This window comes from Mixta calida (assembly GCF_002953215.1).
Lineage (GTDB): Bacteria > Pseudomonadota > Gammaproteobacteria > Enterobacterales > Enterobacteriaceae > Mixta > Mixta calida.
Genome location: NZ_CP026378.1, coordinates 2,455,187 through 2,468,013 on the forward strand (window position 1 = coordinate 2,455,187; position 12,827 = coordinate 2,468,013).

Annotated in this window: 17 protein-coding genes; 2 read left to right on the forward strand and 15 right to left on the reverse strand. The window is 52.9% G+C overall.

Features of this window, described 5'->3' with window-relative positions; genetic code table 11:
* Positions 1-8: 8 nt before the first annotated feature.
* The 5 genes from C2E16_RS11575 to C2E16_RS11590 all read right to left on the reverse strand — a co-directional run bounded on the left by C2E16_RS11575 (position 9) and on the right by C2E16_RS11590 (position 5,082).
* A complete protein-coding gene (locus C2E16_RS11575) occupies positions 9-2,831 on the reverse strand; it encodes a phage tail tape measure protein (protein ID WP_084970178.1) in 2,823 nt (940 codons plus the stop codon).
* A gap of 56 nt (positions 2,832-2,887) precedes the next feature.
* Positions 2,888-3,310, reverse strand: coding sequence for a hypothetical protein (locus C2E16_RS20570; protein ID WP_146107476.1), 423 nt, complete (start codon positions 3,308-3,310; stop codon positions 2,888-2,890).
* A 128-nt stretch (positions 3,311-3,438) separates the two neighbouring features.
* Entirely contained in the window at positions 3,439-4,227 is a 789-nt protein-coding gene (locus C2E16_RS11580) for an ORF6N domain-containing protein (RefSeq protein ID WP_084970177.1), read from the reverse strand.
* Between the two features lie 58 nt (positions 4,228-4,285).
* A complete protein-coding gene (locus tag C2E16_RS11585; RefSeq protein WP_084970176.1) occupies positions 4,286-4,867 on the reverse strand; it encodes a BRO-N domain-containing protein in 582 nt (193 codons plus the stop codon).
* Positions 4,868-4,935: 68 nt separating this feature from the next.
* Entirely contained in the window at positions 4,936-5,082 is a 147-nt protein-coding gene (locus C2E16_RS11590) for a DNA-binding protein (protein WP_104951501.1), read from the reverse strand.
* 142 nt (positions 5,083-5,224) lie between these two features.
* Here C2E16_RS11590 and C2E16_RS11595 point away from each other — a divergent pair, with 142 nt between their 5' ends.
* Complete coding sequence (locus C2E16_RS11595) at positions 5,225-5,518, forward strand: Arc family DNA-binding protein (protein WP_084970190.1); 294 nt, start codon at positions 5,225-5,227, stop codon at positions 5,516-5,518.
* Between the two features lie 32 nt (positions 5,519-5,550).
* On the forward strand, positions 5,551-5,865 hold the full coding sequence (locus tag C2E16_RS20845; RefSeq protein ID WP_084970175.1) for a hypothetical protein: 315 nt from the start codon (positions 5,551-5,553) through the stop codon (positions 5,863-5,865).
* Between the two features lie 326 nt (positions 5,866-6,191).
* Here the strand turns inward: C2E16_RS20845 and C2E16_RS11605 are convergent, their stop codons facing one another.
* The 10 genes from C2E16_RS11605 to C2E16_RS11655 form a co-directional block, all read right to left on the reverse strand.
* Positions 6,192-6,644, reverse strand: a complete 453-nt coding sequence (locus C2E16_RS11605; protein ID WP_084970174.1) for a hypothetical protein — start codon at positions 6,642-6,644, stop codon at positions 6,192-6,194.
* A 45-nt stretch (positions 6,645-6,689) separates the two neighbouring features.
* Positions 6,690-7,865 carry a phage tail tube protein gene (locus C2E16_RS11610; RefSeq protein WP_084970173.1) on the reverse strand — a complete coding sequence of 392 codons (1,176 nt, stop codon included), beginning with the start codon at positions 7,863-7,865 and terminating at the stop codon, positions 6,690-6,692.
* A 24-nt stretch (positions 7,866-7,889) separates the two neighbouring features.
* Positions 7,890-8,282, reverse strand: coding sequence for a phage tail terminator-like protein (locus C2E16_RS11615; RefSeq protein WP_084970172.1), 393 nt, complete (start codon positions 8,280-8,282; stop codon positions 7,890-7,892).
* Positions 8,279-8,659 carry a hypothetical protein gene (locus tag C2E16_RS11620; RefSeq protein WP_084970171.1) on the reverse strand — a complete coding sequence of 127 codons (381 nt, stop codon included), beginning with the start codon at positions 8,657-8,659 and terminating at the stop codon, positions 8,279-8,281. The genes C2E16_RS11615 and C2E16_RS11620 overlap by 4 nt, the downstream gene beginning before the upstream one ends.
* On the reverse strand, positions 8,659-9,042 hold the full coding sequence (locus C2E16_RS11625) for a glutamate 5-kinase (RefSeq protein ID WP_084970170.1): 384 nt from the start codon (positions 9,040-9,042) through the stop codon (positions 8,659-8,661). Before C2E16_RS11625 ends, C2E16_RS11620 begins: the two co-directional genes overlap by 1 nt.
* On the reverse strand, positions 9,042-9,431 hold the full coding sequence (locus tag C2E16_RS11630) for a protein singed (protein ID WP_084970169.1): 390 nt from the start codon (positions 9,429-9,431) through the stop codon (positions 9,042-9,044). The genes C2E16_RS11625 and C2E16_RS11630 overlap by 1 nt, the downstream gene beginning before the upstream one ends.
* Positions 9,432-9,470: 39 nt before the next feature.
* Complete coding sequence (locus C2E16_RS11635) at positions 9,471-9,692, reverse strand: hypothetical protein (protein WP_084970168.1); 222 nt, start codon at positions 9,690-9,692, stop codon at positions 9,471-9,473.
* A 43-nt stretch (positions 9,693-9,735) separates the two neighbouring features.
* Positions 9,736-10,791 carry a hypothetical protein gene (locus C2E16_RS11640; RefSeq protein ID WP_084970167.1) on the reverse strand — a complete coding sequence of 352 codons (1,056 nt, stop codon included), beginning with the start codon at positions 10,789-10,791 and terminating at the stop codon, positions 9,736-9,738.
* Positions 10,792-10,802: 11 nt separating this feature from the next.
* Positions 10,803-11,501 carry a hypothetical protein gene (locus tag C2E16_RS11645; RefSeq protein WP_084970166.1) on the reverse strand — a complete coding sequence of 233 codons (699 nt, stop codon included), beginning with the start codon at positions 11,499-11,501 and terminating at the stop codon, positions 10,803-10,805.
* 279 nt (positions 11,502-11,780) lie between these two features.
* On the reverse strand, positions 11,781-12,827 hold the full coding sequence (locus C2E16_RS11655) for a minor capsid protein (RefSeq protein WP_084970164.1): 1,047 nt from the start codon (positions 12,825-12,827) through the stop codon (positions 11,781-11,783).

Consider the following 12,827-nt stretch of genomic DNA (forward strand, 5'->3'; position numbering starts at 1 on the left):
CTCCTGAGTTACACTCCCAACAGGCGACGCGCCTGTCCTCTGTTCTGGAAATCCTGCAGCATATCCTGACGGGCTCGTTTGGCGCCGTCATTTGCCCCTTTACGCGCAGCTTCCTCCATTGCCTTCTGTAGCGCCGCATCGCCATTACCGGAGACGTGGATAGTCTGCTGAATGATGATGTCACCAACGCTGCCTCCTGATGCCTGGCCGCCGCTGTGCAGCTGAACACCCAGGGAGCCGTCCGGCCCGCGCTTCAGCGGCATGATTGCTTCGGGACCAGCCTCACCGAACACCCCTGCACCTTTAGCGAAAGCAAAGAACTTCGGAGAGTCGTAGATGCCGCCACTGTAAGCGCTTAGTGATGGCGAATCATAAACCCCACCTTTCGCGTTCAGGCTGAGGTTGTTATAGGCACCACTGGAAAAGGCATTACTCGATGAGCTGGAGGCAGATGCTGCAGCACCGCCGGAAAACATGCCGCCTGCAGCACTGAAGATGCTGGTACCCAACCCGACCAGAGCCTGACGGGCTGCAATGCGTGCTATATCGGAGAGAACCGAGTTGGCGAAGTCGCTAAAGGATACTTTGCCTGTAGTGACAAAGCTGACCAGAGAGTCTTCCATGCCAGTAAAAGCATTCGTGAATAGCTGCTCTGACATTGCTGACACATTGGTCGCGCTGTCCTGATATTCCTGCCACGCACGGGATGCACCGGCAGTAAAAGACCCGCGAGCTTCATTCATCCGCTGAATGTGCGCATCGTAGTTGCTAAGCTCAGTCTGCAATGCCTGCTGCTGAAGCTGAATCTCCTGGTCAATCTCTTCGCGGGCAATGTCACTCGTCGCCGATGCCCTTTGCTGGCGCAGCTGAGTGATTTTGTCGTTGTAGGATTGCTCAAGGGAGAGGCGTTGCGTGTACTGCTGCTGCTCGTACTGGCTGAGCCCGCCGCCGGCAAAAAGCTCGTCTGTTGCATACTGGCTTTGCCGGTTGGTGATGGTGCGCTCAATGTCAGCCCGGGCTTTATCCAGCGCCAGCAGCTTCTCGCGAGTCTCGATTTGCTTCTCCAGCGCCGCGTTCTGCTGCAGTTGCGCAGTGATGAGGTCGGCACTCGCGAGCAGCGATTTCTGGTCAGCGGTTAGCGTCTGCTTGGTCTTGATATCAGCCAGTTGTTGCTCCCACTTGATGAGCGCCTGTTGCTGAGTGCCGATCTTGTCACTGGTATCGTACTGGCTGAGTAACACTTGCTGTTGCTGACGTAGCTGGTCGAGCATCCGGGCGCCCGCATCTTCAGGGTATGCGTGGCCTTTTGGCTGCTGCGGGTCTTTATAAATATCATTGATGCGGGCAATATTTTTAGCGTATTGCTCCTGAGTGATAGCGCCAGCCTTAAGGAAATCATTTTGCTGCCTAATGGCCTTAACCCGCCGGTCTGCATTAGTCAGGTACTGCTGATTAACCCTGTCAGCTTCCTGCTGGGTTTTTATGGACTTATCCTGCGCAGCCTGACCTGCGGCTATTGCGCTTGTCATGTCATTCTGTAAATTAATGACATTTTGCAGAATGCTTACTTCAGCTGCCGCTCCTGTGCCTGAAGCACTATTTACTCCATATGTATTCCATAAACCATTCCCTAGCCCGCTAGCCTGCTGCTGAGCGGCATTCTTGGCCGCTTCGAGCTTTTCCTGAAGTGTAGACTCGCGCCCTACATTCAGCATTTGATCCCATGCTGACTTTGCTGCAGCCCCTAACGAATTCCAGGCCGTTTCAACGAACCCTAGGTTATCGTGAATGTCTTTGGCGCGCCGATTCATGGTTGCGGCATACGTTTCTGTAGCCAGCCTTGCTGCTTCTTGCTGGTTACCTTCATCCTGAAGAGCTTTTATCTGGTTATAGACTGCAAGCGAAAGAAAGTGATACTGATCATTCAACTTGGAGATAGAGTCCAGTGGGCTTCCAGCAATTTTGTCAAAATCAGATACGAGTTGATCCACTGACTGGCCAGTGACCTTACTCATGTTTACGACAGCTGTTGAGACAACTTCCAGTGAATCACCAGCCACTTTACCGCTTGATGCGACCTGATTTAAAACTGATGCGGCCATGCCGCGCGTTGAGCCTGTGCTGCGAGCTATCTGGTCTGCCATATCCATCAACTGGCCGGATGTTTTTCCTGCGGCATTTCCAGTAAGCACCAGTGTTTTATAAAACTGCTCTTGCTCTTCACTTCCCTGATAATAAGCCAGAGCGAGCGCCCCCGTGGCAGCGGCAGCAGCAGTGAGAGGGTTTACCAAGCCGCCAACGTATGCCCCAACAGCTCGCGCTGCAGGGCCTATACCGCCGAACATATCCTTAAGCTGTCCACCCTGCTGCAAAAGCACCATGAAAGGGCTTTGACCTCCTGCCAGACTTACTGCTATGTCTGTCATCTGTGCGGGAATCATGCGCATCTGATAGGCTGCTTGTCTGGATGAAATACCGGCCTTGCCGACAGTTTCTGAGAACCCAGTGAGTCTGTTTCGCGTCTCCTCAATTTTCTTGGAATATTCGCTGAATGTGTCGGTATCGATAAAGCCTTTGGCCTGAAATTTAGCAAGCTGCCGCTGCTGGTGATCCAGGCGGTTGAGCGCGGCGTTTACCGGGTCAATTTTATCCAGCAAATCAGAGAGTGATCTTGCTTCCTGATCGGTAGCTTTTGCCGTCCTGCCGGCGCTATCCGCTGCCTTCTGACCTGCCTGAGTCATTCTATTCAGAGCGCCGGCTAAACCTTCGGCATTGCGCTGGGCGCCCGTGCTGTCAATGACAATCGCAAGACGAGATTGTTGTTCGGCCATGTTTTCTCCGGGCATAAAAAAACCCCGCCGAAGCGAGGTTCATAATGATTTAATTACTATCTTGAAGAGGTAAGCATTAGCTTTCCGTTCTCATCCCAAACATTAACACTTAGTCTTGACCCTTCATTCGCGCTAGTTAATGTTATCTCTGCTTTGCTTTTCTGAATCCCCTTCATGCCAAAGGTTGTAACTCTTTCTCCATCAGCAAAGTATGAGTTCACATCGTCTTTGTAAAAAGACTCACCATCGACAATGAGCGAGGCGTCGCTGCCTGATAAATTAAGCTTTGCATGCCTCCATTTTCCGCTTCCCAACTGATCGCCGGCGGTTATATGGCACTCAAGAGAGACACTGCCGTTGTTACAATCAAATTTTGCTGATTCTGGCTTTGGTCGCTCTGCCTTTGACTGTTCTGACTGCGGAGACACAGCTTTAACATCGTTGGAGTTATCGCATCCTGATAACAATAAACCGGCCATAACCATTAGAATTATTCTCTTCACATCCCTATCCCCATCAGTAACAAGTGAGATAAATCCTAGCGAGGATAGAAGGCAAAGGGAAGCAAGAAACCCGCAGTTAAGCGGGTTTGTTCTAATGCTTATAATCAGAAGATCTTGCCAATATCTACACCGTAAACAGCGAGCCATGCCTCACGAGGCCAAGACTTCACTGTCCCGAAGCGTGGGTCGTCAACTTCATGAGGCTGCTTGTCATTCTCGATACACCACTTGCGCAGGGGGTGCCACTTAAACTTCTGACCTGTCTTTTTCTCTACCGGAATGATGGCGGCGTAGTTTTTGCTTTCACCCAGGCGTTCAGCAAGCTTATTCCTTTGCCGTACTGCAACGGAAGCAGTCGCCATGGCAGTAGCTTCTCGCTTTTCGGCAATCCACAGCTTTTCTTTGACCGCCCTGTCGCGCTGTTGCTCCAGAAGCCGATTCTCTTTGACTTTGGCCAGCAAATCCTCAAGTGCTTGTTCATAGGTCTGAGGTAGAATGCTTTTTACTGGCGGCCGGAAGTAAGCATCTTCCAACTTTTCGAAGAACAACCAAGCAGCGTCAGTATCAACAATCTTTGACATGCGAGCTGCGCCCTTCTCGGTCCAAAGCGTAACAGCGCGAGCTTTACTGGAAATTTGTGAGCCAACCATATTGGCTCGCAAATCGGTTAATGGTTTCCCTCTTGCTATGAAGAAATGCACGTTTTCAGTGAACCGAGCCTTATTATTAGAAAGGTTCATGCGGATGTTCTTTTCTTCCGTCCCGTACCCCTTCGCTAGCGTCTCCGTGGTGACTACTCTTACCCCTTGCCATTCAATAACAGGGCAATCGAGGGGATCGACAACCGTGTTCATCGGTGCTACATTTACAGCAGTTGATGTTGATTGTTGCATGTCAAACTCCAATCAGTAGTTGATGTAGACCGCCAGCAGCCACTGGCGGTTTTTCTTTTTAGCGAATCCGTGCTTCTTCTCCCTGCAGTAGCTGTTTAGCAGCATCCCGCTTTACAAAATTCATGAAGATTTTTCCGTCAGCGAATCTGTCGCAAAGCCGCCCCGCCAGTGGTGACTCAATAGCACGCAGGGCTGGCTCTATCTGGGTTTTCCATGCCTCATACATCACCTCATAGTGAGTAAAGAGCGCCTCTACATGGTAAGCGTGTTTTTCCCGATCGCTTGGGGTCGATGCTTCTGGCATGTGGGTAGCGACTTCGCGATCCAGAATATCCAAGACCCAGCGACGAAACTCTTTGGCTACAGGCGTACGGGCGAACATTGCTATCAGGTGGGCACCGCGAAGAGAAAATGCGCGGGCCATTTGCTCTCCATAAGGGGTGGTCACTTTGACCACCCCGGTCATTTGCTCAGTAAATTCATCAGCGTGGCGGGTATAAATGCGCTGAACCGCCTTGTCATCTGCATACTGAAGCGCATCACCGATCTGGCTGGCAGTGAGCCAGATGCCATCAAGATTTGCGACTGGTTGCAGGCTGACACCGTGGAAGTTCATTCCTGTTTTAGCTACAATGTTCATATCGTTAATTCCTTGCTGGGGATTTTCGGTTAATGAAGCCTGACGGTCTGACCACCGTTGGGCTTCTGTCATTCTGGGCACTTCACACCTTGGCGTTCTGCATACTCTCTCATCGCCCTCACCGCCTCCTTGCTAAAAGAGCGATCACCCTTTTGCGCCAACTCCTCCATCACCTTCTCAAGCCACTCAGGCATCCGCAGTGTTTTAACTTTCATTTTTAACTCCATATGTATTTGGTATGCATACATAGTATTTTGGTACGCATTGCTAGTCAATAGGTATGCAGTTAATATTCGTTCAATTATCAATTTTAAAATGGGGACGCGTGGGCATCTAAAGGTCGCTCGTGCGGTAGCTATGGCTGAAAGAAAGTACAGACACCCTCAAGTAAACCTAAGGCTCCCTGAAGAGTTAAAAGAACACATCGCCGTAATGGCCGAAAGGAATAAGCGATCAGCTAACGCGGAGATGGTTGCGGCTATAGAAGCTTGGGTTAATGCTGATAAAGACCCATACCCTCAATCAGAAGACGCCACCGTAATTATGAAGAAGTCTGATCTTCGGTTGTTGATCGATGAGGTTTTAGAGAGCGCGATGAAGGACGTGATAGAAGGTTACGACCCTAATTCTAAAAACAAAAATCCCAGCTGATCACCCTCAACAGCACGTATCAAAGGATAAAAATGAATTCCCCCTTTGTAGCAGCAATCCTGATCTCATTATCAGCTCCAGCTCTTGCTCTTAATGCCGAGAATTTTAGCGGGCTTGAAGGTTATACCGTTACCGCAGTAACTCGAGTCGATGGAGATTTTGAGGGCTGTGAATATGACAAAAAAATCAAACTGCTAAATGGGTGGGTACTCTCCTGCCAAACGTACCACTATCACTACGCTTATTCACCATCAGTGGCTGTTTTGACCAAGGATGCGGGCCAAGGTTATATCATCAAGGCGATTATTGATGATGATATTTATGATATGGAGCCTATCGCAAAATGAACAAGCCCACCTGAGTGGGCTACTTGTTTCCCCCTGCTTCCGCTCCCACTCCGTCCGGTCGGCGTCATCCAGAGCAAAGATAGCTGCCTCGAACTCTTCCGGGTCGATTTGCAGCGGCTTCATTCTCAGATAGACATTGATGTCATCCAGGCTCAGGGGAAGCGGCGTAGCGGCCATGCCTGTATATTTCCGACCGCGGGTGATGACGGCGTAGGCGTTGAGTATCTCCGTGCATACGCCATCAACATCCGGCTCAGGTATTGCCGGCAGCCCTAGTTTTTCGCGTCGCCAGCGGTTCTTTTCGCCCTGCTCTCCGCCGAACTGCCTCAGCCAGCTTTGGGCTTCGAGGACTTTCCCACCGTTTCTTTCTTCTGCTCTTCCTTGCCTTCCGCAATGTCCGAAGCGGTACTCAGCACAGCCCAGTACAGTTCTGGATGCTGCAGCATGAGCGCCTTGCCCTTCTCAGGGGTGTAATCGACAGCCTGCTCCTTGCCATCAACCTCTTCGCCAACGCCTTCCCAGTCCAGCAAGAGATGCTTGGCAACAGAATCAATCAGCAGGTCATCAGAGATGTCTGTAACGTCGATTTCAGCCGGATTGAACTCAGGAGTCCCTACCTTAAATCGGTCGTCCAGCTTGCTGATATGGCGCCGCACCATCGCATTATGAGAGCGAAATGCCGGATTACTGATGGCGCATACTTTCAGCTTCAGGCCTTCCATGGGTTCAATCCAGCGTTCTGAGTTGGCGTCAAATTTTGGTGTTTTGAGAATGAGCATATTTATCCCTGTGAGCGGCCCGCCTCACCGGGCGGGCAATCAAAATTAAGGAGCTGCGTTAACCGTGATGGCTGTGGTGGCGGTGAATGTGCGCACTTTAGCCGTTATGGTTGCGCTACCCTCTGCCACGCGCGTTACCTCTGCTGTTTTCTGTCCGGTTGAAGCAACGGTTGCTACCGATGGGTCAGAAGACTCCCACTGGACTGTATCCGTAGCATCGGACGGCGTGAGGTTTGCGGTAAGGGTTACTGTCGAGCCGACCGCGCCAGTTGATGTGGCAGGTGTAACTGTGATGCCAGTTGACGGAGTGATTTCTGCACGGGTGATAGTTGGCGGCGTATCTGCTGCGGTGATATTCAGCTGAACCTGCACGATATCGGTGTTGCCACCGTCCGGCCAGTCCCCATCTACCTGCACCGCCGGGAAATCAAACACGTATTTCCCTTCGTCATTTTCCAGCGTGAAACTGAAAGGCATCGTGCCGCCGGTCAGTGTTTTACTCCAGGCGTTATAGGCATCCTTCGACCAGGACAGCGTGATGCTGCCAGATGGGGTAAAAGTGGTCGGGATGTTGGCGCCGGCGAACGGGTTGCCGCTGCCGATACAGCGTTGCGTCTGCAGGTTGTTATCGAACTGGATGTTGAAGGTATCAACGCAGAAGCCTTCCCCGCCGGACACGCCATTCAGGGAGATAGCGGTAACCTGTTTAAAGGTGTAACGCAGCTCGCCAGCATTATCGACCGGGTTAGAAAAGTAACTGGTGTCATCAGCTTTTGAATCGAAGCCCAGCCCGGCGAAAGTTACCGTGGCAGTGATATCGCCGTCATTTGGAATTGCCAGTTGGAAAGTGCCGACCTGACAGCCGCGGGCAATGGATGCGACGCCAATATCCTCAGCGTATGATGCGACCGAGAACGCAATGCGATCGTTACCCATTGTGAGCGTGTCGTCATCCCACTCAGCGCCAAAGCATGATGCGAGAAAGTCATCATGCTGGCCCCAGCGGAATTTTGTTCCGACATCACCACCGACATCGACAGTACCGGTCGAGCGTCCCTGCGCCATGCGAGAGCCGCCGATTTCATCATTGTCGATCATGTTTTGAGATGGGCCCACACCGAAGCTACTGCGCTTCAGCAGGTTCCATGTGCCTGTAGATGGCGTCGTGCCGGGCGTGGTTTCGCGAATATACGCGGTAACGACCTTAGCGCCTGAACTCATAATGTTTCTCCAGAATTGTGCGCCCTACACGGCGCGGTAAGGTATTTGAATATTCATCTGCGCCCAGCCATCTGTTTCACCGGCATCTACAGCTGATACAGAGAAGTAATCCAGCCGCCCGTCAGTCTGGAACTCAAATAGCTCGCAAAGCTTGTCGGCGGTCTGCGTGATGAGTAGCGAGCCGGAACCAGCTGGCACAAAAATTTGGATAACAACAATCCCCGTTCGCTGCACAACAGGCCCGGCGCCGATTTCATTCGCCGCTGCCAAACCAGGGATATTGGTCAGCCGCGCCCAGATAGCTTTGCCTGACGGGTCATAGGTTTTATCGTTGGGGTAGCGCACATCCTCAGAGGCAATAGCCGTCTGCGCCGTCATGCGCGTGATGACAGCGTTTCTGATTTCTGTGAGGGTCATTTGTAGGCCTGAGTTACACCGTGGAATGAAACGCCGTAGACGCCTGCGGGAGCCTGCTGTGAATGGCCGTTTTCCAGCGTCTCAGCGTATGGCAGGTTGTTCTGGATATAGATGACCGAATAAGGTTTTCCATTAGCAATTACAGCACTTCCACGCTGGATTGCTTCTGCCCCTGATTTGTCGCCCCCTTCCAGTTGTCCGTAATCAGCTGAGCCAAGGCTTACCACGTTATTGTTACGGAAGCGGCCAGTATCCACCGGAGACCGTTGAACAATTTCAGTGAGCAGCGCCATCGAGATGATGCGGAGCTTCTTACCAACATCTTCCTCAACCAGTCCGGCAAACAAGGTCGGGTCGTTATCCCATCCTTTAGCCATCACTTCCTCCTCAGCTGCATGCGGTAGGTGGCAGATGCAGGGTCAGCCGTCAGGGTCACGATGCGGTAGACTTGCGGGCTCCCTGTCGCGAGGTCTGGCGCCGTGATTACATGCCCTTCACCAGGAATATTTGTCACCTCATTAGCCAGCGCGGTCAGCCTGAGGTCACCATGGAGGATGTTCACGCCATCGATACGACTCAGTTCATAGCGTGACAGAACGCCGCGGCCGGTGTAGCTGACTGTTGTCTCGCCGCCGGTTTCCGTTACCGGGTCCCATCCTGCCTGAACCGTGTAGCTGCCTGTGAAGTCATACACAGCGTCGGCAAGGTCAGTGTCGAATGCCTCTGCTATTTCAGCCTGTAGTTCGTCTCGAATACCCATTAGCGGTACACCCTGAAAGCGAGAGGATTGCTGCGCCATGGTTTAAGCAGGGCGAGAGCCAACTGAACGTCTTCAGGCAGTGACGTGTTTCCTACAGACTGAGATGAAGCGTAACTTTTCGTCACTCTTACCCCATCGGCATCGACCGTTTTACTGGTCAGCGCACCGGATTCAACCTGCTGCTTATAGAGCACGCCTGCAGCCGAAGCAGAGGCAAGAAACGCGCCAGCCATCTTCACATCGTCAGGGGTTGCGTCAGTAATGCCCTGCAGATTAAGCGCTGTGAGATAAGCATTAGCCTGAAGCACCGCCTTCGCTTTTTTCTCTGCTGGCGCCCAGTCAGCACCGAGCAATTCATCCACATCAGCGACGGTTATGTACGTTGCCATGTTCACTCCCGGGCTAAATGGGGCCGAAGCCCCGGATGATTACTTGCTGGTTTTGGTTGACCTGGTGGCTTTCTTTGCCTCCGAGTTTTCACCGCCGCCATTGTTTACAGCACCTTCGTCCTTGGGCTCATTGCGGGCATGGTCAACGCCGCCGGTCTCACCGACTGTCTCCGGTCCAACTGTTACCTGCTTGCCATCAGAACCAAATCCCCAGCGGGCTTTGCTGTTTGGGTCGATGTAATTGTCTTTTGCTACGGTCATGATGACCTCCTCATGAAGCCCCGGATAGCCGGGGCGCGGTTGATTAGGCTGCGACAGTAGAGGTTACGAACGCCAGCGGCACCTGCTTACGGTCGAACTTGCGTTCCCAGTTGGTAGCCAGAGCCAGGTCAGCCCAGTTGGCTGAGATTGGGCGCGTGGTGCTTGGGGTGCCGGTAATAGTGGTGCTGAGGAATGAGTATCCCAGCGGATGAATGACGAAATCACGACGGGTCCACAGCGTTTCAGCGCCACCACCGTTGCCACGCTCTGGCTCGCGCGCGTATTCCAGACCGTCCTCACCTGCAGGCTGACGCTCCGCATAACCCAGCGCACCTGGTCCAAAGATAACGGACAAATAGCGGGCAGGAACGGCTGCAACCGGCGGAGTGGCGTCCGGATCGGCTTCTACAGCCGGCAGAATTGGCATGCTGTCATCAACGACCACGCGCATACCCTGGAAGCGACCGAATTCAGGAATCTGGTCAGCCAGGGGGGTGAAGTCGATGAGGTTGAGAAGCTGCAACTCGGTATAAACCGCAGAGTGCATAGCAATTACGCTCAAACCGCCAAGCTGACCGGTATAGTCACCCATGGTGGCCTTGGCGCGAATGATGGCTGCAGCACTGATAGTACCGCCAGCATCCACGACCATATCGCCGCCGTTACTTGCGACGTTGTCGTTATAGATGCCTACCACAGAGGCAATAGCGCGGCGCTGAGCTACACGCTGCCAGTAGCTGATGAGGCGGTTAGCTACAAACTCAAGCGGATCCTGATTGGTGATGTTTTTCACCAGATTCATCGCGGCCCAACCCTCGTTGAGATAGGCGGCGCGGGCCTGCATCTCGGAGCTGGTCACCGCCAGCGGCACGGCGATATCGGTGTACACATCGTTCGAGTAGTTGGACTCGATGGACGCATCCAGATCGACCCACCACGGAATGGTGAAAGTATTGGATGGACTGGCGAGCAGCGTAGTCATGTCGTTATTGGTGGTCAGAATGCCTGACTGGAAGAACGCGGTCCGCTCTGCAGTGTTAACCTGCATATAGTCGCGCAGCTCATCACGAAAGACGACGTCGGAAAGAATGGTTGGCATTGCTTAAATCCTTATTTAGATGCCTCATGCGCCGCTTTAAGTCGGGCATGTTCGGCGGGGTTGTTTCGGCGAAGCTCTACGCGCTCCATGCCGGTTAATTGCTCCCATGTTTTGGTAACCCGGTCACCACTCTTAGGCGCGGCCCCGCCGCCACCTGCCTGACTGCCGCGCACGAGGGATGCGTAACGCGGAGCGGTTTCAAACTCTCTTTGGAGGTCGGCCAGCGAACCAACCGACAAATTGCCTGCCTCGTCAGTAACACGCACCTGACCGTCCGACACTTTCAGGCGTCGGGCAATGAACTCAGTGAGGATTTCAGCATTGGCCCCGTCAGCGATTGCTGTAGCAATTCGGGTGGCGGCCAGGTTGATGTCGCGCTGCTCAATGGATTGCTGTAGCTGGGTATAGCGCTGTTCCCATTCACTGGTTTTCGCCTGTGAGCTTTCGAACAGCTGCTTATAGTCGCCTTCTGCTTTAGCCTTTTCTTCAGCTTCGCGGCGGGCCTGCTCTTCAGCCTGACGGCGCTTCTCCTGCTCGGTCTTTTTCTCGTTAAGCAGGCGGTCAAGCTGTGCTTTTAGGCCGGAAACGTCTTCCTGTGGAATACCTTCAATCTGGCAGATATAAACGTCACCCTGTAGGGCATATAGCGCCTGTTTGGCTTCATCGAGCTGAGCGTATTCCTCAGCGGTAAGCTGATACTTAAGTGGCATACATTCTCCTGAATGGATGTGTGCTGGCCCAGCCAGCGTTCAGATGTGATTTTTAGGCAATAAAAAGGCCGCATTGGCGACCTAGTCTTTATCTCTCTCGAGCAGGCTTAACTCATACTCGATGATGCTTTTTGGCTCTGTTTTATAGGACCATCGCTGCTTGTGACTAAGCCAGTATTTGTAAACTACAAGCGGTGTGTCTCCGTCATTAATCTCAGCTACCAGATGCCGCTTTTCGTCTCTCCACTTCCATGACTTTGGAATTTCCATGCCTTTACCTCATTCAAGGCCAGCAAGCTCGAAGGCATGCGGCTCTAATTCTTTGAGTTGGTCGAGGGTGTACTGCTTGCCGTTGTCATCAACGAAGCGATCAATGCTCAGTTCGCCTTTGCTGAACAGTCTGTAGCGAGCTGGCCCTAGCACCTCTTTCTGGAATGCTGCGGGCTGCCTTGCCAGCCAGTCACCGTAACTGGTGTTGCTGCTGACCTGCTCTACGCCGTCCGGCCCTTTTGATGGTCGCGTGCTGCCGGGAATCTCTCGCTGATACTCAGGCTTGAGAACCGGTACGATTGACGACCTACACCCCCAATGTGCTGGAGGTTTTGGCCCATCCAGAGGGTATACGTTTCTGTCACGCGCCCGGCATACCGGCGTTGTTCGCCCGTCCAGTGTTGATATCCACCGATGCCCTTGCAGGATGTCGTCATTCTGCTTCAGCGTTTGCGCCCGGGCAGACGAGGCGACATGGTTGGTCATCGTTCTGACCAGAGAGCCGACCTGCTCCTCATGAGACACGCCCAGCGAGGTCAGGCGCCGGATGATCTGTTTCTGAGTCTCGCCAAGCGATGAGCCGATGGCTATTTCACTGAGGATATCTGCCGTTTTCTTGCTGCCGAACTGCGCCAGCGCCCCAGTGATGTCGATAACCTGCCTGCCCTTACCCACAGCAAGCTCTAACGGGTCAGCGAGTACAGCAGCGGCTATCATCTCTGCTGAAGGCTCAGCGAGGCGTACAGACGCTTTAACGATTTGACCGAGCAGCTTGCTGTTGAAGGTGAATTCGTATTGCGCGAACTCGCCCAAGTCGAGCTTCTGCTGCTCGCTTAACTGGCCGTATATAGCGTTCAGGTCAATCCTGAGCGTTTCAATCTGCCGGTTATAGCGAGCGGTGGCGTACTGGCTGAGGCCTTCGCTAACAGCCTCTTTAGCGCGCCTGATAGCTTTGCGAACAAACTTAGCCGCCTTACCTGCCAGGCCACTACCGAATCGCTGTACGTAAACCTGATGGCGCGTGGCGGCATCTGTTATGTAACCGTCTGCGCTCAT